This is a genomic window from Psychrobacillus sp. OK032 (assembly GCF_900111345.1).
Lineage (GTDB): Bacteria > Bacillota > Bacilli > Bacillales_A > Planococcaceae > Psychrobacillus.
The window spans coordinates 193,258-213,736 of record NZ_FOGY01000010.1; the positions used below are offsets into that span (position 1 = coordinate 193,258).

General features: G+C 34.9%; 17 protein-coding genes. 7 read left to right on the top strand and 10 right to left on the bottom strand.

Features of this window, described 5'->3' with window-relative positions; all coding sequences use genetic code 11:
• Positions 1-39 precede the first annotated feature (39 nt).
• The 10 genes from BMZ04_RS18610 to rpmH form a co-directional block, all read right to left on the bottom strand.
• Positions 40-876: a ParB/RepB/Spo0J family partition protein gene (locus BMZ04_RS18610; protein ID WP_093275455.1), complete on the bottom strand. Its 837-nt coding sequence runs from the start codon at positions 874-876 to the stop codon at positions 40-42.
• Positions 869-1,630, bottom strand: coding sequence for a ParA family protein (locus BMZ04_RS18615; protein WP_093275583.1), 762 nt, complete (start codon positions 1,628-1,630; stop codon positions 869-871). Before BMZ04_RS18615 ends, BMZ04_RS18610 begins: the two co-directional genes overlap by 8 nt.
• Before the next feature lie 132 nt (positions 1,631-1,762).
• Positions 1,763-2,635, bottom strand: coding sequence for a nucleoid occlusion protein (noc, locus tag BMZ04_RS18620; RefSeq protein ID WP_093275458.1), 873 nt, complete (start codon positions 2,633-2,635; stop codon positions 1,763-1,765).
• Positions 2,636-2,830: 195 nt separating this feature from the next.
• Positions 2,831-3,547 carry a 16S rRNA (guanine(527)-N(7))-methyltransferase RsmG gene (gene rsmG, locus BMZ04_RS18625; protein ID WP_093275460.1) on the bottom strand — a complete coding sequence of 239 codons (717 nt, stop codon included), beginning with the start codon at positions 3,545-3,547 and terminating at the stop codon, positions 2,831-2,833.
• A 23-nt stretch (positions 3,548-3,570) separates the two neighbouring features.
• Entirely contained in the window at positions 3,571-5,460 is a 1,890-nt protein-coding gene (gene mnmG / locus BMZ04_RS18630) for a tRNA uridine-5-carboxymethylaminomethyl(34) synthesis enzyme MnmG (protein WP_093275464.1), read from the bottom strand.
• A 22-nt stretch (positions 5,461-5,482) separates the two neighbouring features.
• Entirely contained in the window at positions 5,483-6,868 is a 1,386-nt protein-coding gene (gene mnmE, locus BMZ04_RS18635) for a tRNA uridine-5-carboxymethylaminomethyl(34) synthesis GTPase MnmE (protein WP_093275469.1), read from the bottom strand.
• Positions 6,869-7,209: 341 nt separating this feature from the next.
• Positions 7,210-7,959 (bottom strand): RNA-binding cell elongation regulator Jag/EloR, encoded by a 750-nt coding sequence (gene jag, locus BMZ04_RS18640; protein ID WP_093275473.1) that lies wholly within the window; start codon positions 7,957-7,959, stop codon positions 7,210-7,212.
• On the bottom strand, positions 7,956-8,726 hold the full coding sequence (gene yidC, locus BMZ04_RS18645; protein ID WP_093275480.1) for a membrane protein insertase YidC: 771 nt from the start codon (positions 8,724-8,726) through the stop codon (positions 7,956-7,958). The genes jag and yidC overlap by 4 nt, the downstream gene beginning before the upstream one ends.
• Before the next feature lie 60 nt (positions 8,727-8,786).
• Complete coding sequence (gene rnpA / locus BMZ04_RS18650; RefSeq protein WP_093275484.1) at positions 8,787-9,131, bottom strand: ribonuclease P protein component; 345 nt, start codon at positions 9,129-9,131, stop codon at positions 8,787-8,789.
• A gap of 63 nt (positions 9,132-9,194) precedes the next feature.
• On the bottom strand, positions 9,195-9,329 hold the full coding sequence (gene rpmH, locus BMZ04_RS18655; RefSeq protein ID WP_093275488.1) for a 50S ribosomal protein L34: 135 nt from the start codon (positions 9,327-9,329) through the stop codon (positions 9,195-9,197).
• 517 nt (positions 9,330-9,846) lie between these two features.
• Between rpmH and dnaA the strand changes: the two genes are divergently transcribed.
• The 7 genes from dnaA to BMZ04_RS18690 all read left to right on the top strand — a co-directional run bounded on the left by dnaA (position 9,847) and on the right by BMZ04_RS18690 (position 20,190).
• Positions 9,847-11,190 (top strand): chromosomal replication initiator protein DnaA, encoded by a 1,344-nt coding sequence (gene dnaA, locus BMZ04_RS18660; RefSeq protein WP_093275491.1) that lies wholly within the window; start codon positions 9,847-9,849, stop codon positions 11,188-11,190.
• A gap of 171 nt (positions 11,191-11,361) precedes the next feature.
• Positions 11,362-12,498 (top strand): DNA polymerase III subunit beta, encoded by a 1,137-nt coding sequence (dnaN, locus tag BMZ04_RS18665; RefSeq protein ID WP_093275495.1) that lies wholly within the window; start codon positions 11,362-11,364, stop codon positions 12,496-12,498.
• Between the two features lie 525 nt (positions 12,499-13,023).
• Positions 13,024-13,251, top strand: coding sequence for a S4 domain-containing protein YaaA (gene yaaA, locus BMZ04_RS18670; protein WP_093275499.1), 228 nt, complete (start codon positions 13,024-13,026; stop codon positions 13,249-13,251).
• 1 nt (position 13,252) lies between these two features.
• The gene (recF, locus tag BMZ04_RS18675) at positions 13,253-14,365 is read left to right on the top strand and encodes a DNA replication/repair protein RecF (RefSeq protein ID WP_093275504.1); all 1,113 of its coding nucleotides are present in this window, start codon (positions 13,253-13,255) and stop codon (positions 14,363-14,365) included.
• Between the two features lie 136 nt (positions 14,366-14,501).
• A complete protein-coding gene (gyrB, locus tag BMZ04_RS18680; protein ID WP_177184503.1) occupies positions 14,502-16,424 on the top strand; it encodes a DNA topoisomerase (ATP-hydrolyzing) subunit B in 1,923 nt (640 codons plus the stop codon).
• Positions 16,425-16,451: 27 nt separating this feature from the next.
• Positions 16,452-18,968: a DNA gyrase subunit A gene (gene gyrA / locus BMZ04_RS18685; RefSeq protein WP_093275517.1), complete on the top strand. Its 2,517-nt coding sequence runs from the start codon at positions 16,452-16,454 to the stop codon at positions 18,966-18,968.
• A gap of 115 nt (positions 18,969-19,083) precedes the next feature.
• Positions 19,084-20,190, top strand: coding sequence for an HD-GYP domain-containing protein (locus BMZ04_RS18690; RefSeq protein ID WP_093275522.1), 1,107 nt, complete (start codon positions 19,084-19,086; stop codon positions 20,188-20,190).
• Positions 20,191-20,479 lie beyond the last annotated feature (289 nt).

The following is a 20,479-nucleotide window of genomic DNA, read 5'->3' on the forward strand; positions in this document are numbered from 1 at the left end:
ATACAACCTATTCCTAGGTTTCCCTAGAAATAGGTTGATTCAATTTTCTAATAATCCTAATATTCTTTCTAAATCATCTTCTGAATAAAATTCAATTTCTATTTTCCCTTTTTCTTTGCCTTTTGTTATAGAAACGGATGTACCAAATATATCTCGCAAGTCAGATTCTTTTTCTTTCGTAAATATATCTTTCTCTTCTTTTTTTGTTTCACGTGGAACATTCTCGTTTAGCCTTTGTACTAAGGCTTCTAATTGGCGTACATTTAGGTTTTCTTTGATCGATTTTTGCATGATTGTTGGAATTACTTTTTTCTTTTTCAAACCAAGCAAAGCCTTTCCGTGTCCCATTGTTAGGGTGCCATCGGAAATAGCATCTCTTACGACTTCCGGTAATGTTAGTAATCTTACATGGTTTGCAATATGTGGTCTACTTTTCCCTAGTCTAAATGCAAGTTGCTCTTGAGTTAAATGTAAATGTTCCATTAAATTTTGATATGCTTCTGCTTCTTCAATAGCGGTTAAATCCTCGCGTTGTAAGTTTTCTAATATTGCAAGTTCCATCATTTGCTGGTCCGTTAATTCTCGAATTACAGCAGGTATTATATCTAAACTAGCAAGCTGAGATGCTCTAAATCTTCGCTCTCCAACTACTATTTCATATCTTGAACCTTTTTTACGGAGAATTATTGGTTGTAGTACACCGTGTTCTTTTATGGACTCTGTGAGTTCCTTCATTGCTTCTTCATCAAAAGTTTTTCTTGGTTGATAAGGATTGGGCTTAATATTCGATAAATTAATTTGTTCAACTCTCTCTGTTTTTTCTTGATTTTCCCCAGGAAAGAGTGCATTAATACCTTTTCCTAAAGCTTTAGCCATTACGAATCACTTCCTTCGCTAGTTCTAAGTATACGTCTGCTCCTCTAGACTTCGGGTCGTAAATAATAATTGGTTCTCCATGACTGGGTGCTTCACTCAAGCGAACATTTCTAGGAATTATTGTTTTATATACTTTTTCTTGAAAGTATTTTTTCACTTCTTCAATGACTTGAATACCTAAATTAGTCCTAGCATCGAACATGGTTAATAAAACACCATCAATCTCTAAATTTTTGTTTAAATGCTTTTGTACAAGTCGTATAGTACTTAGTAATTGACTTAAACCTTCCAATGCATAAAACTCACATTGAACTGGTATAATAATAGCATTGGAAGCAGTCAAAGAGTTTATAGTTAATAAACCAAGTGAAGGTGGACAATCAATGATTATATATTCGTACTTACTTTCTACTTCTTGTAATGCTTTTTTTAATCTAACTTCTCGTGATATAGTTGAAACTAATTCTATTTCAGCTCCTGCTAATGAAATTGTAGCTGGAACAATATGTAGATTTTCTACCTTTGTTTCTTGAATTGTTTCTAAAACACTCACATCATCTATTAAAACATCGTAAATACATTGACTTACATCGCCTTTATTCACACCTACGCCGCTAGAAGCATTTCCTTGTGGATCAATATCTACAAGTAAGACTTTCTTACCTAAGTATGCAAGGCAGGCACTTAAGTTAACTGATGTAGTAGTCTTACCCACACCACCTTTTTGATTGGCTATTGCAATAATTCTTCCCACTCTTGCACCTACTTTCGTCATAATTTTTTGACTCTATTCCATTCTATCAAACTTCTCAAGAAAAATGGATGATATTCTTGTAACAAAAGAAAAACTCTTGCAAAAATGCGAGAGTTTGAATTTGATAATATATTATGATTTCTTTTTAGGTATTCTTACAGTAATTTGATAAAATTCTTCCATATCTTCTTCTTCTGTTTTAATATTAATACCACTTTTGGTAACCATTGATAAAGATTGCTTTATCGTATTTAATGCAATTCGTACATCTTTACTAACGGCTTTCCTTTTTGGTTTAGCTGCTTTTTTATCCTCTTTTAATGGAGGGTTTATTATTTCATCTACTTTTTGTTCCAATTGTTTCACATTCCAATGGTTTTCCATTGTCATATTCATCAGCTGTAGCTGCATTTCTTTTTCTTTAATTTGCATTAATGCTCTTGCATGTCTTTCCGATAACTCTTTTTTCATAATCGCTTCTTGAACTTCTTCAGGAAGTTTTAGTAGTCTTAGTTTATTGGCAACAGTTGATTGACCTTTACCGAGACGTTGCGCCAATGCTTCTTGGGTAAGTTCATGTAGTTTAAGCAACTTTTGATAAGCTACCGCTTCTTCGATTGCGGTTAATTCTTCCCTTTGTAGGTTTTCTATTAAAGCAATAGAAGCAGTTTCTTTGTCGCTTAGATTACGAATTATTGCTGGTACTTCTGTCCACTGCAATTTTGACATTGCACGAAAACGCCGTTCCCCGGCAATAATTTCATACTTTTCATCATCCATCTTGCGGATGACTATTGGTTGAATTACACCATGCGTATGGATAGTCCGAGCTAGTTCCTCTATTTTTGCTTCATCAAAAACCGTTCTCGGTTGGTATCTATTGGGTATGATTTTTTCAATTGCTATATTCACTACTTCTTCTAAACGATGTTGTGTGGGTTCCACAACTACATCTTGTCCTTGTTTTTCAGAACTTCCGAAAAAACGAGAAAAAGGACTTTTCATCTAACAAGCACCACCTTTTAGAAACTCTATACACTTAATATTCACGAAAAAATAACACTACTATAAATGTTTCACGTGGAACGTTCCTCAATTTAATGCACCTTAACAACTTGTCTCTGATCTCTAATTTCGTGGAGCTATTCTCTGTTTTTATATACTACTGAATTACAGACAGAAACAAGATGTTGAGTAAGGTTAAATAATAGGCGTTTTGTTTGGAATACCTGGCTTTCGAGGGTATCTTTTCGGTGTGCTTTTTGTTTTAGAAAAGACATATAACGTTCTCTCACTATTTTCTATAGGTAAAAGAAATGAATACTCCGCACTTTTCTCAGCACCTAGTACATCTAGTGCTTTTTTGGCATCTTTTAACTCATCGGAAGCACTAGCGGCTTTCATCGCAATAAACCTTCCCCCTACTTTTACAAGAGGGATACATAATTCAGATAGGACAGAGAGCCTTGCTACAGCTCTTGCAGTTACGATATCATATTTTTCTCTATATTCACTGTTTTGCCCGAATTCTTCTGCTCGAGCATGTACAAATTGAACATTGGATAAGTTCAATTCTTTACTTAAATTAGTTAAAAATTGAATTCTTTTATTCAATGAATCAACTATAGTAACGCTTATATTTGGAAAACAAATTTTTAATGGAATACTTGGAAAGCCAGCCCCTGCTCCTACATCGCAAACAGAGAAATGGCCTTCAAAATCTTCATAAAATGAAGCACTAATAGAATCAAAAAAATGTTTTAAATAGACGGAAGGTTCATCTGTAATTGCAGTTAAATTCATTTTTTCATTCCACTCAACTAGTAGTTCATAATATTTTTTAAATTGTTCTATTTGAACATCACTTAGTGTAATTCCTTTTTCATGAAGGGCTTGTTTGAATTGTTCTTCGTTCATGTAGTTCTCCTTATCATTTAAGACTATCCAGATATTTTAGCTATTTTTCCTTGTTCTATATAGATAAGCAAGATAGAAATGTCCGCTGGATTTACCCCTGATATACGAGATGCCTGTGCAATAGATAATGGACGTACTTGCTTTAATTTTTGTTTAGCTTCTGTAGCAATTCCAGAGATTGCATCATAATCAAGTAAGTCAGGAATTTTTTTGTCTTCCATTTTTTTAAGTTTTTCTACTTGTTGAAGAGATTTTTCAATATACCCTTCATATTTTACTTGAATTTCAACTTGTTCTTTTTCTTCTAATGTTAATTCTACTTCTGAAGGTACCAGTTCGGCAACTAAATCATAGTGCATTTCTGTTCGCTTAAGCAAATCAGCTGCACGTATACCATCTTTTAACTCACTGCCTTCTACACTACGAATTAATGCCTGTGTTACTTCATTCGGCTTAATGATTATTGTACGAAGACGAATTAATTCATCTTCTATTCGTTTCTTTTTAGCTAAAAATTGTACATATCTATCTTGAGAAACCAATCCGATTTGATAACCCATTTCCAGTAGTCTTAAATCAGCGTTATCATGACGTAATAATAATCGATATTCAGCACGTGAAGTAAGTAAACGATACGGCTCATTTGTTCCTTTTGTCACTAAATCGTCGATTAATACTCCAATGTATGCTTCTGATCTACTTAACACTTTTTCTTCTTTGTTTAGTACCCGTAGTGCCGCATTTATACCAGCCATTAATCCTTGACCTGCTGCTTCTTCGTAACCAGAAGTGCCATTAATTTGTCCTGCTGTGTATAAGTTTTTAATTTTTTTCGTTTCAAGTGTTGGCCATAATTGAGTTGGAACCATTGCATCGTATTCAATTGCATAGCCAGCACGCATCATTTCTGCATTTTCGAGCCCAGGAACAGAAGCTATCAGTTGACGTTGTACATGCTCTGGTAGACTAGTCGAAAGTCCTTGAACATACACTTCTCTTGTATTTCTTCCTTCAGGCTCTAAGAAAATCTGATGGCGCGGTTTATCATTAAATCGAACTACTTTATCTTCAATAGATGGACAATATCTTGGTCCAGTTCCTTTAATCATACCAGAATACATAGGTGATAAATGTAAATTATCATTAATAATTTGGTGTGTCTCTTGACTTGTATATGTTAACCAACATGGTAATTGATCCATAATGAATTCAGTTGTTTCAAAACTAAATGCTCTAGGAACATCATCACCAGGTTGAATTTCTGTTTTACTATAGTCTACAGTTTTACTATTTACACGCGGTGGAGTACCAGTTTTAAATCGAACCAAATTAAATCCTAAATTTCGGATACTATCCGCTAACTTAATAGAAGGTTGCTGATTGTTTGGTCCACTTGAATACTTTAAGTCTCCAATGATTATTTCTCCGCGTAAAAATGTCCCAGTAGTAATAACAATTGTTTCTGCTCGGTAAATAGCACCCACTTGTGTTACAAGTCCAATGATTTTTTCATCTTCCACAAGTAATTCTTCTACAACTGCTTGGTGAATTGTTAAATTTTCTTCTTCTTCAAGAAGTCGTTTCATTTCATTTTGGTACAACACTTTGTCTGCTTGCGCACGTAGTGCTCGAACAGCCGGACCTTTCCCAGTGTTTAGCATTCTCATTTGAATATGTGTTTTATCTATTACTTTTCCCATGGCTCCGCCTAATGCGTCAATTTCACGCACAACAATTCCCTTCGCTGGGCCTCCGATGGATGGATTACATGGCATAAATGCAATCATATCAAGATTTATTGTCAAAACAAGCGTTTTTACACCCATTTTAGCAGCTGCTAGTGCTGCTTCCACACCTGCATGTCCTGCTCCAACAACAATCACATCGAACTTGCCTGCTTCAAAGTTTGGCATGTTCGTTTCTTCCTCTCATTTTTTATTTTCCTAAACAAAACTGTGCAAATAACTGGTCAATTAGACTTTCTTCCACCGTATCCCCAACTATTTCACCTAAAATTTCCCAAGTCCTTGTCACATCTATTTGAATCATATCCACTGGCACTTCATTATGTGCAGCTTCAATCGCGTCTGTCACAGTTGCTTTTGCTAAATGCAGTAAGGATATATGACGAGCATTTGATACATAGGTTAAATCCGATGCTTCAATTGATCCTTCAAAAAATAGAGAAGCTATTGCTTCTTCTAATTCATTGACCCCTTCTTCTTGAAGTAAAGAAGTCGTAACTACTCTTTTATCTCCTGCAAGTTGCTTCACTTCGTCGATATTTATTTCGGTCGGTAAATCTGTTTTATTGATTATGATAATGCAATCCATACCTTCAATTGCTTCAAATAATCGTCTGTCTTCTTCAGTTAGTTGCTCGGCATTATTTAACACAAGTAAAATAAGATCTGCTTCTTTTAATACTTGTCGTGATTTTTCTACACCAATTTTTTCAACTATATCTTCTGTTTCTCGGATCCCAGCGGTATCTACTAATTTTAACGGAACTCCACGTACATTAACATACTCTTCTATAATATCTCTTGTCGTACCCGCTATATCTGTAACGATAGCCTTGTTCTCCTGTATTAAACTATTTAATAAAGAAGACTTTCCAACGTTCGGTCTTCCAATTATTGCAGTTGAAAGTCCTTCACGAAGTATTTTTCCTTGGGATGAGGTTATTAATAATTTATCAATTTCTTCTTTCACCCAAGTGCATTTATCAATCATAAGTGGAAGAGTCATTTCTTCCACATCATCGTATTCTGGATAATCAATATTTACTTCTACCTGTGCTAATGTCTCAAGAAGAGCTTGTCTTAGTGTGTTAATAAGTCTAGATAATCGTCCGTCCATTTGCCCTAAAGCAACATTCATAGCCTTATCTGTTTTTGCTCTTATTAAGTCCATTACAGCCTCTGCTTGCGATAAGTCGATTCTTCCATTTAAAAATGCACGTTTCGTAAACTCACCTGGCTCTGCAATTCGTGCACCATTTATTAAAATAAGTTGTAAGACACGATTGACCGATACAAGTCCTCCATGACAATTTATCTCAATTACATCTTCTCTTGTAAATGTTTTTGGTCCTTTCATTAAGGACAGCATTACCTCTTCTACTACCTCATTCGTTTTCGGATCAACTAAATGTCCATAATGTATCGTATGAGATGCTTGTTTTAATAAATCTTTTTCGTTTGGTGAACGAAAAATTTTATTTGCTATAGCTACTGCATTAGTCCCACTGATTCTTACTATTGCTATAGCCCCTTCACCAAGCGGTGTAGAAATAGCTGCTATTGTATCAAATTCCACAAGTGTCTACCTCCTTACAGTTTAACACTTATCCACATGTGAATAAGTAAACGAACACGACTATCTAACATATAACGATACCACAAAATACCCAAAATCAGAAGTATAGATACTTTTATTCGTGTGAACAATATGTACCAATTTAACCACATCAATTACGCCTAGACATAATTGAATCTAGATTTTGAACTTGCGCTTAGATCTGTATGATGCAAGTCGGTGACCGTTGTCGATGATCTTAGGCTAAGATCATTCTCAAACTCCCATTTAAAATCGTGAAAACTGCTTTTTTAAAGTTAAAAAAAGGGTTTCAGCTAACGAGAGCTAAAACCCATTTATCTTTACTTTATTGGTTCTATAACTAAATAACGATTTGGATCTGTCCCCATTGAATAGGTTTCTATATCTATACGAACAGACAGTGCATGATGAATTATCTTTCTTTCAAAAGAAGACATCGGTTCAAACTCTACTTTTTTACCCGTCCGAACAGCTTTGTCTGCCATTCTTTCCGCAAGTTGTTCTAAAGATTCTCTTCTACGCTCTCGGTAATCTCCAACATCCAATTTAATAATAATGAAGGAATTAGAGAATTTATTTGCTACAAGCTGAGATAAATTTTCAAGAGCATTCAGTGTTTGTCCGCGCTTCCCTATCAATAATGCAGCTTTATCACTATTAAGATGAAGATGAATAAACTTTCCATCTCTTTTCTCGGTTATGACTAGATCGTCTATTTTCATTTCTTTAGCTATTTCATTTATATATTGAATGGTTTCTTCTACTGCTAACTCATTTGTTTGTTTTTTTAAAGGTGCCGCATCTTCCACAATTGGCATATTTACTTCTATATCATGCACCCGTTGTGGTTTTTCTATTTCAACCTTTTCTTCTATAGAAACTTCTTCTACTATATCTCTTTTTAAAACAGTTACTTTTACAACTGCAGGTTTTACTCCAAATCCTAGAAAACCTTTTTTACCCTCTTCCACTACTGTAATCGACACATCTTGCATGGGTAATCCTAGCTTTTCTAGTGCAATATTTATAGCTTCTTCTTTTGTAGGTGCAGTTTGCGTAATCTGATTCATTTTTTAGCCCCTCCCGATTTAACAGGTTCTTTTGCTTTCTTCTTCCAAGGTTTATAAATGAATAAATTTTGAATAATAGAGATAATATTTCCGATAACCCAATATAATGTTAATGCAGCCGGCAACACAATACCAAACCCGATAATCATAAATGGCATAATGTACATCATAATTTTCATTTGAGGGTTATCCATTGCTGGACCTGTACGTAAAACGATTAATTGCATAATACCAGCAAGAATTGCAAGTATAATACTTGGCTCTGCTAATGCAAAACCTAAAAAGCTACCTAGGTTGATTTCTGGTGTATTATTCATTCGACTTATTGCATGATAAAAACCAATTAGTATTGGCATTTGGATAAATACTGGTAAACATCCTGCAGCTGGATTGATTCCTCTTTCTTTAAAAAGAGCCATCATCTCTTGTTGATACTTTTGTTGAGTTACTGCATCTTTTGAACCGTATTTTTCTTTTAATTTTTGTAATTCAGGTTGTACTTCTTGCATGCTTTTAGAACTTTTTGTTTGTTTAATCATTAAAGGTAAGATTATTAAACGAATAATAATTGTTACCGTAATAATTCCTAAACCATACGTACCTAGTAAATCTTTAAAATAAGTAATAGCTGAAACTAACGGCCAAACAATGTATTGATTCCAAAATCCTTCAGAATCAGAATAGATTGGATCATTAAATTCAGTACAACCAGCAAGTAGTGCAGTTGCCACTATCAGCAACAGTACTAATGATAATCTTTTTTTCAACCTTCTTTCCCCCTAATTATATATCTTCTTATCATATTACCATTTCTAAGAAAGTCTACACTAGCTTTTCTTTTTGATTACCTTTGCAATTTTTAGAACATGTTCTAAACTCTTTTTAGTTTCGTGAAAATCTAGCTTGGCCGCCGGATTTCTGGCGATAATTATATAATCCATTTTTGAATAGACTTGATCATGTATTTCTAAAAAGGTTTGTCTTATATATCTTTTTATACGATTACGGACTACTGCATTACCTACTTTTTTACTGACCGATAATCCAACACGATAATAATCCTCTTCTTTTGCTAAGCAATAGACAACGAATTGTCTATTAGCAAATGACTTACCTTTTTTAAAAATCTCTTGGAACTCTGCATTTCTTTTTATTCGTTGTCTTTTATTCATCGTTTCACCTGCTCCGACTAATCGTTATAAAAGAAAAAAAAGACCACTGAATGGTCAGTGGACTTATGCTGATAATACTTTTCTTCCTTTTGCACGGCGTGCTGCTAATACGCGGCGACCGTTTTTTGTACTCATACGTGCGCGGAAACCGTGATTTTTTGCACGTTTACGGCTATTTGGTTGGAATGTACGTTTCATCTATATGACACCTCCTGAGTGATCATCTACAATTTTCTTTAGACAGTCTCCGATATTATATATAACTCCTGACATTATGTCAATTATTTTTCTAATTCTTTTAGTCCTTTTAAAAAATAGGTTTATCCACAATTATTATTGTTTCACATATTTGCCTGTGCATAAGAAAATAAACAGAAAAAAATATCCACAAGAGTTATGAACATGTTCTGAACATAACCATACCTTGTGGACAACTCATAATGTTAATAATTTGATTATTGTGGATAACTCTTAAATCTCTTGTAATTACAATGTTTTTTTGTTACGATATTTGTGTTTTACTTTTTCAATTGAATTTCACCATTTTTCTTATCCACAGTTGTTAGTAATCTGTGGATAAGTTTTTCCACGCACGTTTACAATATTTATCCACAGGGAGTGGATTTGTGTATATGTCTTTAATTTATACATATTAATTATTTTTGCAGGATATAAATAAGAACGTTTTACTATCCTAAAAAAGGAGACTAGATTATTGGAACATTTAGAAGAACTTTGGGCAAAGGTTCTCTCTGAAGTAGAAAAGAAAACATCGAAACCTAGTTTTGAAACTTGGTTAAAGTCGACGAAGCTACTTTCATATAAAGGAGAGACTGTTACAATAGCTGCGCCAAATTCCTTTGCAAGAGACTGGCTTGAAAACCATTATGTCCATTTAATTGCTGGAATTTTGACAGAAGTGACTGGTAACGAACTTCTTATTTCTTTTGTTGTACCAAAGAACCAAGACGTAGAAGATTTTGATATACCGAAACCGAAAATCCCTAATAATAATGGAGATCAATCTGATTTTTCACCTGGAATACTAAATTCCAAATATACATTCGATACATTTGTAATAGGTTCAGGAAACCGCTTCGCTCATGCTGCTTCATTAGCTGTAGCAGAAGCACCAGCAAAAGCATATAATCCTCTATTCATATATGGAGGAGTAGGATTAGGTAAAACCCACTTAATGCATGCGATTGGTCATTATGTAAAAGAACACAATCCAACTGCAAAAGTGGTTTATTTATCTTCTGAAAAGTTTACGAATGAATTTATTAACTCAATTCGAGACAATAAAACAATTGAATTTCGCAATAAATATCGGAACATAGATGTCCTGTTAATAGATGATATTCAATTCCTTGCAGGAAAAGAATCAACTCAAGAAGAATTTTTTCATACTTTCAATGCACTACATGAAGAATCTAAACAAATTGTTATATCAAGTGATCGACCTCCAAAAGAAATCCCTACACTAGAAGATCGACTGCGTTCTCGCTTTGAATGGGGACTAATCACAGATATAGCACCTCCAGATTTAGAAACAAGAATTGCTATTTTACGTAAAAAGGCAAGAGCCGACGGACTAGATATTTCCGATGAAGTAATGGCCTATATAGCAAATCAAATCGATTCGAATATTCGGGAATTAGAAGGTGCACTAATACGAGTAGTTGCATATTCTTCTCTTGTAAATAAAGATATAAACCCTGAACTTGCAACGGAAGCGCTAAAGGATATTATGCCGAACGCACGTCCTAGAATTATTACCATCTTAGACATTCAAAAAGTAGTTGGAGAACATTTTCACATTAGATTGGAAGATTTCACGGCTAAAAAACGGACAAAATCTATTGCATTCCCTCGCCAAGTTGCCATGTATCTTTCTAGAGAATTAACCGATTTTTCTTTACCGAAAATTGGAGAAGAGTTTGGAGGACGCGATCACACAACTGTTATTCATGCACACGAGAAAATTTCTAAAATGCTTAAGGATGATACAAATTTACAAGATGACTTAAAACAAATTAAATCTATTTTAGGGAGATAAAAATTTTGTGGATAAGTTTATTTCTTTTGTGCACACTTAAGAACAACTTATGCACATGTGGATAGTTAGGCATTAATGGGTTAAGATATACTTATCAACATATCCACAGGCCCTATTACTATATCTATTAATCTTTTAAAGAAATAATAACTATATAAGTGAGGTACAAAAATGAAATTTGAAGTAATGAGAGATAGTTTATTAGAGGGATTAAATGATGTAATGAAAGCAGTAAGTTCAAAAACGACAGTCCCAATTTTAACTGGTCTTAAATTAGAAGTTTCACAAAAGGGACTTTATATCACTGGTAGTGATTCTGATATCACTATTCAAACGTATATACCAACAGAAAAAAATGGAGAACAAATTATTAAAGTAACAGAAGCAGGATCAATAGTTTTACAAGCCCGTGTTTTTAATGAGATTGTACGAAAACTTCCTACTAACGATGTAGAAATCGAAGTAACCAATCAATTTCAAACACATATACGCTCAGGTAAATCTGAGTTTAACTTAATTGGATTAGATGCTTCCGAATACCCATTACTACCTCAAATTGAAGAGGATCGCCAGTTCTTCATAGCTTCTGATTTATTAAAATCAATTATTAGAGAAACTGTATTTGCTGTATCTACTTCAGAGAGTCGTCCAGTACTTACAGGTGTTAATTGGCAAGTAAAAGAAGGTGAGCTTCACTGCGTAGCAACAGACAGCCATCGTTTAGCTAAAAGAAAAACAGCACTGAAAGATTTGCCGCAAGAAGAATATAGTGTTGTAATTCCTGGGAAAAGCTTAAATGAATTGAACAAAATATTAGAAGAAACATCTTCTGAAGTAGCAATTGTCATGACACAGCAACAAATACTGTTTAAAACGGGAGATGTATTATTCTATTCAAGATTGTTGGAAGGAAATTACCCGGATACATCAAGATTAATTCCAAATGAATATAAAACGACAATTTTAGTTAACGGAAAATCATTACTCCAAGCAATAGATCGAGCTTCTTTACTTGCAAGAGAAGAAAGAAATAATGTCGTTCGTTTTTCAACTCTTGGACAAGGGTTTGTCGAGGTATCTTCTAATTCACCTGAAATAGGAAATGTAGAAGAACAAATTCAGGCAGAATCTATAGACGGTGAAGAGTTGAAACTTTCTTTTAGTGCAAAATATATGATGGATGCTTTAAAAGCGATTGATGGTCAAGATGTAAAGATCTTATTCTCTGGAGCAATGAGACCTTTTGTACTGAAGTCAGTTCACGATGATTCTATTTTGCAACTTATTTTACCTGTAAGAACTTATTAATTTGAAATAATTAAACGTAATAAAATGGGGATAGTCACAATTGTGGCTATCTTTTTTACACTTTTACAAAATATACGATTTGTGGATAACAATTTCTTAACAACATAAGATATGCTACTTTCTCAGAAATAATTCATAACAATCATTGAAGTCGCAAATTGATCGCTTTCAATGACGGGTTTGTTGCTATAAGTCATTCCATTTACTGGATTCATACATTGTAAAACTACATATTGTTGGGAATTAGCCCGGTGTTCCTAGTAAATCTAAAGCTCTAATAAATTTAGATGATTATTAGATAGCAGGTTCTATTGATTGAAGCGGAAAGCGTCCGCCTGAAGCGAAAATCATAGTGGTAACTTAACAGTACTTTTATGATGTTTATTTCTATATTGCACAAACTATTCTTCCTGGAAAGCTTCAGAAAACAAGATGCACTTAAGGCAACTTAAGCTTTTTTTTACTTATTCGGTTATTTGGAGTAAAATGAAGGGATAATGTAAATGAGAAGAGGTTGAATTATAGTTGGAAGAGATTCGTTTTGACTCAGAATTTATTACACTTGGTCAACTATTGAAAATGACGGATGCAATAGATTCAGGTGGAATGGCCAAATGGTTTTTAAGTGAACATACCGTTTATGTAAATGGTGAAGTAGAAGATCGTAGGGGCCGTAAACTACGCCATAAAGACGTTGTAAATATTCCAGGAGTAGGAAGATTCCAATTGATTGGACCAGAGAACGGGGATTAAAATGTATATTGAACGTTTAGAGTTAAAAGATTTCCGTAATTATGAATCAATTGAGTTGGACTTTTCCTCCAAAATTAATGTGTTTATCGGGGAAAATGCACAAGGGAAAACAAATTTAATGGAATCCCTTTACGTATTGTCGATGGCAAAATCACACAGAACTTCCAACGATAAAGAATTGATACGTTGGGAAGCAGACTATGGTAAAATAAGAGGAGCTATTCAAAAAAAGTATGGTCATTTGCCTTTAGAATTAACATTGTCCAAAAAAGGTAAAAAAGCAAAAGTTAATCATTTGGAACAAAAGAAATTGAGTAATTACATCGGGCAGCTAAATGTCGTCATGTTTGCACCGGAAGATTTATATTTAGTAAAAGGAAGTCCACAAGTTAGAAGGCGATTTCTAGATATGGAAATCGGCCAAATTTCCCCCGTTTATTTACATGATTTACTACAATTCCAAAAGATATTAAAACAACGTAATCATATATTAAAACAAAATCAAGGGAAGTCTTTTCTTAAGGACGTTATGTTTGATGTGTACACAGAACAATATATAGATGCTGCAGTGAAAGTAATTCAAAAAAGATTCCAATTTATGGATTTACTGCAAAAGTGGGCAGAACCAATCCATTTGGGTATTTCTAGAGGTTTAGAAAAGTTGACCGTTTCATATAATTCAACGTCTGGTATTAAAGCAGATTGGTTAGAAAACGAGATGAAAGAACATCTCGAAAAAAAAATGGCGGATACTCAAAAAAGAGAACTTGATCGTGGGGTAACCTTAACGGGTCCACATCGAGATGATCTTCAATTTTTCGTTAATGATTATGATGTTCAAACATATGGATCCCAGGGTCAACAACGAACAACGGCTTTGTCTTTAAAATTAGCTGAAATCGAACTGATAAAACAGGAGGTAGGTGAAGCTCCTGTTTTATTGCTGGATGACGTTCTATCTGAACTAGATGACTATAGACAATCACATTTGTTAAACACAATTCAAGGTGATGTTCAAACATTTGTCACAACGACAAGTGTAGAGGGTATTGCACATGATACGATTCAACACGCAAAAATGTTTCATGTGGAACAAGGAGCAGTTATCAATTAGTTAACTAAATGAATTGCGCTAGCGCAATTCAAAATCTGGACGCAATTATGCCCTGGCGTAATTGATTAAATTATATTTTTTAAAGACAAGATTCACCATTATTGAAGTGATGAAAGAGTAGGTGAGCAAGTTGGCTATGGAAGAAAAAGAGTTAGAAAAATCTTATGATGCCGATCAAATACAAGTATTAGAAGGATTAGAAGCAGTTAGAAAACGTCCAGGGATGTACATCGGTACTACTAGTTCGAAGGGACTTCACCATCTTGTATGGGAAATCGTCGATAATAGTATTGACGAAGCACTTGCTGGATACTGTGATCATATTATCGTGACAATTGAAAAAGACAATTGGATTCGAGTAGAAGACAACGGTCGTGGTATCCCAGTAGATACACAAGAAAAAATGGGTAAACCTGCAGTTGAAGTCATTATGACCGTATTACATGCAGGTGGTAAATTTGGTGGCGGTGGCTATAAAGTATCCGGCGGGCTGCATGGCGTTGGTGCTTCTGTTGTAAATGCCCTTTCCGAATTTACAGAAGTATATGTAAAACGTGATGGAAAGATTCACTGTATTAAATTTGAACGTGGTGCTGTAAGTGTACCTTTAGAGATCATTGGTGATGCTGAAGTAACTGGTACAACGACTCGATTTAAAGCCGATGCAGAGATCTTCACTGAAACTACCGAATATGAATTTGATATATTGGCGCATCGTGTCCGTGAATTAGCTTATTTAAATCGTGGTTTGTCTATAACAATCGCTGATGAAAGAGATGGTTTAGAAAAATCCGTTAAATATTTCTATGAGGGCGGAATAAAATCATACGTTGAAGATTTAAACAAATCAAAAGAGCCGATTACAGAAGAAGCTATCTTTGTAGAAGGAGAAAAAGATGGAATTGCGATTGAAATTGCTATGCAATACAACTCGGGATACGCATCTAATATATTATCCTTTGCAAACAATATTAATACGTATGAAGGCGGAACACATGAGTCTGGGTTTAAAACAGCTCTTACTCGTGTTATCAATGATTATGCTAGAAAGAATGGTTTGTTAAAGGAAGCAGATGCTAATCTAACAGGAGACGATGTACGTGAAGGCCTAACAGCCATCGTTTCTGTTAAACATCCAGACCCTCAATTCGAAGGACAAACGAAAACCAAACTTGGTAACTCGGAAGTGAGTCCGATTACAAATAGCTTGTTTTCAGAGGGCTTCGATCGATTTTTACTAGAAAACCCACAAATTGCACGTAAAGTCATTGAAAAGGGACTGATGGCTGCAAGAGCACGTGTTGCTGCGAAAAAGGCTCGTGAATTTACGCGGAGAAAATCAGCATTAGAGGTTTCTAGCCTTCCAGGTAAACTCGCAGATTGTTCTTCACGTGTACCAGCGGAAAGTGAGCTATACATTGTTGAGGGTGACTCTGCAGGCGGATCAGCAAAATCAGGTCGTGATCGTCACTTCCAAGCAATTTTACCGTTAAGAGGAAAAATCTTAAACGTGGAAAAAGCACGTTTAGATCGAATTTTAGGGAATGCTGAAATCCGTGCAATGATTACAGCACTTGGTACCGGTATTGGAGAAGAGTTTACATTAGAAAAAGCCCGTTACCATAAAATTATTATCATGACGGATGCTGACGTTGACGGCGCGCATATTCGTACATTATTACTTACGTTCTTTTTCCGTTTCATGAGACCGCTAATTGAAGCAGGTTATGTATATGCTGCACAACCACCTTTATATCAGGTAAAACAAGGGAAACATGTTGAATACTGCTATAATGATGAACAATTAAAAGAGATTTTAGATCGCTTACCGAAAACGTCCAAACCGAATATTCAGCGTTATAAAGGTCTTGGAGAAATGGATGCTGAGCAACTTTGGGAAACAACAATGGATCCAGATGCACGTACATTACTCCAAGTAAACTTAGATAATGCAATGGAAGCAGATGCGGTATTCGAACAGCTTATGGGTGAAGAGGTAGAACCAAGACGTCTATTCATTGAAGAAAATGCTGTATATGTGAAAAATTTAGATATTTAAGAATGTGTGTGACTGGAGGTCTTTAGGATGTCAGAAATACCGAATAAAGGTGTTAAGGGGATCAATATTAGTACAGAAATGAGAACCTCATTTCTAGACTATGCGATGAGTGTTATTGTTTCCCGTGCCTTACCAGACGTTCGTGACGGGCTAAAGCCTGTACATCGTCGAATTTTATATGGTATGCAAGAGTTGGGGAATACACCTGATAAACCTCATAAAAAATCGGCTCGTATTGTAGGAGACGTAATGGGGAAATACCATCCACATGGTGACTCCTCTATTTATGAAGCAATGGTACGCATGGCACAGCATTGGAGCTACCGCTATATGTTAGTAGATGGACATGGTAACTTTGGTTCAGTTGATGGTGATGGAGCAGCTGCAATGCGTTACACCGAATCCAGAATGTCTAAAATTGCAATGGAGTTATTGCGTGATATTAATAAAAACACAATAGATTACAAAGATAACTATGATGGACAGGAAAAAGAGCCCGTTGTATTACCAAGTAGATTCCCTAACTTACTTGTAAATGGAGCTTCTGGAATTGCCGTTGGGATGGCTACGAATATTCCATCTCATAATCTAGGAGAAGTAATTGACGGAGTTTTAGCATTAGCTGAAAATCCTGCGATTACGATAGATGAATTGATGGGAATAATCCCAGGTCCCGATTTTCCGACAGGCGGTATCATCTTAGGAAGAAGCGGTATTCGTCGTGCATATGAGACAGGTAGAGGGTCTGTATTAATTCGGGCAAAAGTTGAAATTGAACATAAAGCTAGCGGTAAAGAAGTAATTATTGTTACAGAGTTGCCGTATCAAGTAAATAAGGCACGTTTAATAGAAAAAATTGCAGAATTAGTTCGAGATAAAAAGATAGATGGAATTACACATTTAGCAGATGAATCTGATCGTAATGGTATGCGAATTGTTATTGAAGTGAGAAAAGATGCAAACTCCCATGTACTTTTAAATAATTTGTATAAACAAACGGCATTACAATCAAGTTTTGGTGTTAATATGCTAGCTCTTGTGGATAACCAACCAAAAGTATTAAACATAAAAGAAATGCTTTATTATTACTTAGAACATCAAAAAGTGGTTATCCGTCGTCGTACACAATATGAATTGAATAAAGCGGAAGATCGAGCTCATATTTTAGAAGGTTTACGAATTGCCTTAGATCATATAGACGAAATCATTGCTTTAATTCGTGCTTCTCGAACAGGGGAAGAAGCGAAAAATGGCTTGATGGAGAAATTTAATTTGTCTGAACGCCAGGCCCAAGCAATATTAGATATGCGTTTGCAACGTCTAACGGGCTTAGAACGGGATAAGATTGAAGATGAATATACAGCTTTAATTAAATTAATCGAAGAACTAAAATTCATCTTAGCAAACGAGTATCGAGTACTTGAAATTATTAAAGAAGAAATTACAGATATTAAAGATCGTTATGCCGATAAACGTCGAACTGAAATTGTTGCAGGTGGAGCAGAAGTTTTAGAAGACGAAGATTTAATTCCTGTAGAAAACTCAGTACTAACTTTGACTAACAAAGGATACATCAAACGATTGCCTGCAAACACGTATAAGAGTCAAAAACGTGGTGGTCGAGGTGTCCAAGGGATGGGTACAAATGAAGATGATTTTGTAGAACATTTATTGTACACATCGACACACGATACTATTTTGTTCTTTACGAATAAAGGAAAAGTTTATCGCGCAAGAGGATTTGAAGTTCCTGAATATGGTCGAACAGCAAAAGGACTACCGCTTATTAACTTGCTGGGCATTGAAAAGGATGAGCAGGTTACTGCCATGATTCCAATGGCGTCATTCGAGGAAGATAGCTATTTCATCTTTACGACAAAACACGGTGTTACAAAACGTACTCCTGTTTCAGGTTTTGCGCATATTCGGGCAAATGGTTTAATCGCCATTTCGTTACGAGAGGAAGATGAACTAATCGCTGTTCGTTTAACGAATGGAAAGAAACAAATAATCATTGGAACAAGACAAGGTAAGCTAGTACGATTTGAAGAAAATGATATTCGCTCTATGGGTAGAACAGCTGGTGGAGTTAGAGGTATCCGTCTAAAAGACGATGATTATGTAGTAGGTATGGAAATTATAGAGCCAGACCAAGAAATCTTAGTCGTTACAGAAAACGGTTATGGAAAACGTACACCAGAATCTGAGTATCGTTTGCAAAGTCGCGGTGGTATGGGTGTAAAAACATGTCAGATTACCGATAAAAACGGTCCTTTATCCGCTGTTAAGGCAGTAGATGGAACAGAAGATTTAATGCTAATTACAATAAACGGTATGCTCATTCGTATGGACGTAAATGATATTTCTATAACTGGTAGAAGTACGCAAGGTGTCCGACTAATGAGACTTGCAGACGATGAACTAATAGCTACAGTCGCAAAAGTTCTAAAAGAAGATGACGAAGATGACAACGATGAGATGGAAGTAGAAGAAGGTTCTTCTACTGATTCAGAATCAACATCTACGGAAGAAACAAGTGAATAAGTAAATGAAAGCACTCTTAAACAAATTGGTTTAAGAGTGCTTTTTTTCATACATATACAGAAACCTAGTATATTTAGTATAATTAAAGAAACATTTAGAAAAAAGAGGGAATGGAATGCATCAAATTCTAGAAAATTTAGAGGAATTGAGATTAGGGAGCGTCCTTGCTGAAGATATTTTAGTTAATACAAAAAACCCTATCATTCGAAAAGATACTAAAGTAACAAGAGAACATATTCAAGTATTACGTGCATTTAATGTTAATAAAATACCTATACTAATAGAAAATGTATTTAGTAGAAATGAAGAAGAAATAAATAAATTAAACGAAGAGAAAATAAATACTATACAAGTTAAAGATGTACAGTCTATCCAAACAAATTTTGTGAAGTTATATAATCACGCGGTAACTAGTTTTTATAAAGAGTTCTCTTCTTGGGAAGCCGGGATGAAAGTAGATGTAGCTAAATTACGCAATATAATCATGCCCTTAGTAGAAAGGGCTATGGCGGACAAACAAATATTTTCTTACTTAAACAGTTTTTGCTCATTAGATAACTATGTTGCACATCATTCTATTGCTGTAGGTATAATTTCTGGTGCAATAGCCAAAAAAATGCACTACTCTCCGGGAATGATTAAGCAAATAGCAACTGCTGGTATGCTAGCTGATATAGGAATGTCAAAAGTAGATGTAAAGATTAGAGAAAAAAAATCATATTTAAACGAGGCTGATTTTTCGGAGATTAAAAAACATACTATATATAGTTTACAAATGATACAAGAAAGTCCGTTATTAAAATCTGAACTGAAACTTGCAATTTTTCAACATCACGAGCGTTTAGACGGCAGCGGTTATCCATTAGGAGAAAAACTGGATAAAATATCCGTTTATTCTCAAATAATAGCTGTAGCAGATGTTTACCATGCAATGACATCTGAGCGTATTTATCGTGCAAAAAGTTCCTCTTTCAAAGTATTAGAAATGATTCGGGAGGAGGAATTTGGTAAATATAACATCGAAGCCGTAAATGCGTTAATCTCACTTGTGGGCGATTTGCCAATTTCAACTCGTGTTCACTTATCAGATGGAAGGACAGGAGAAGTGGTGTTTTCTCATAGAGATTCGCCAATGAGGCCGATGATTCGATTAACGGAAACAGGTCAAATAATTGACTTAGCTGCTAAAAGGTCCTTATACATAGAGAGTATTATAGAGTGATATCAAAAATAACTCTTTCCTTGTTTCTATATGAAAAGGAGAGAGTTTAATATTTAATATGAATAAAGGGTTGACATATTTATTGAACCTTGATATTATATAGAAGTCGCCAAAACAAGTCGACAACATGAACATTGAAAACTGAACATGCAAAACGTTAAGAAATATAGCTTGAAAGATTAACTTGTTAGTCTGATAGCAAAACAATTTTGACATCATTTAATGATGATGCCAGCAAAACAAAATGAGCTTTTTAAGTTCTCTATTATGGAGAGTTTGATCCTGGCTC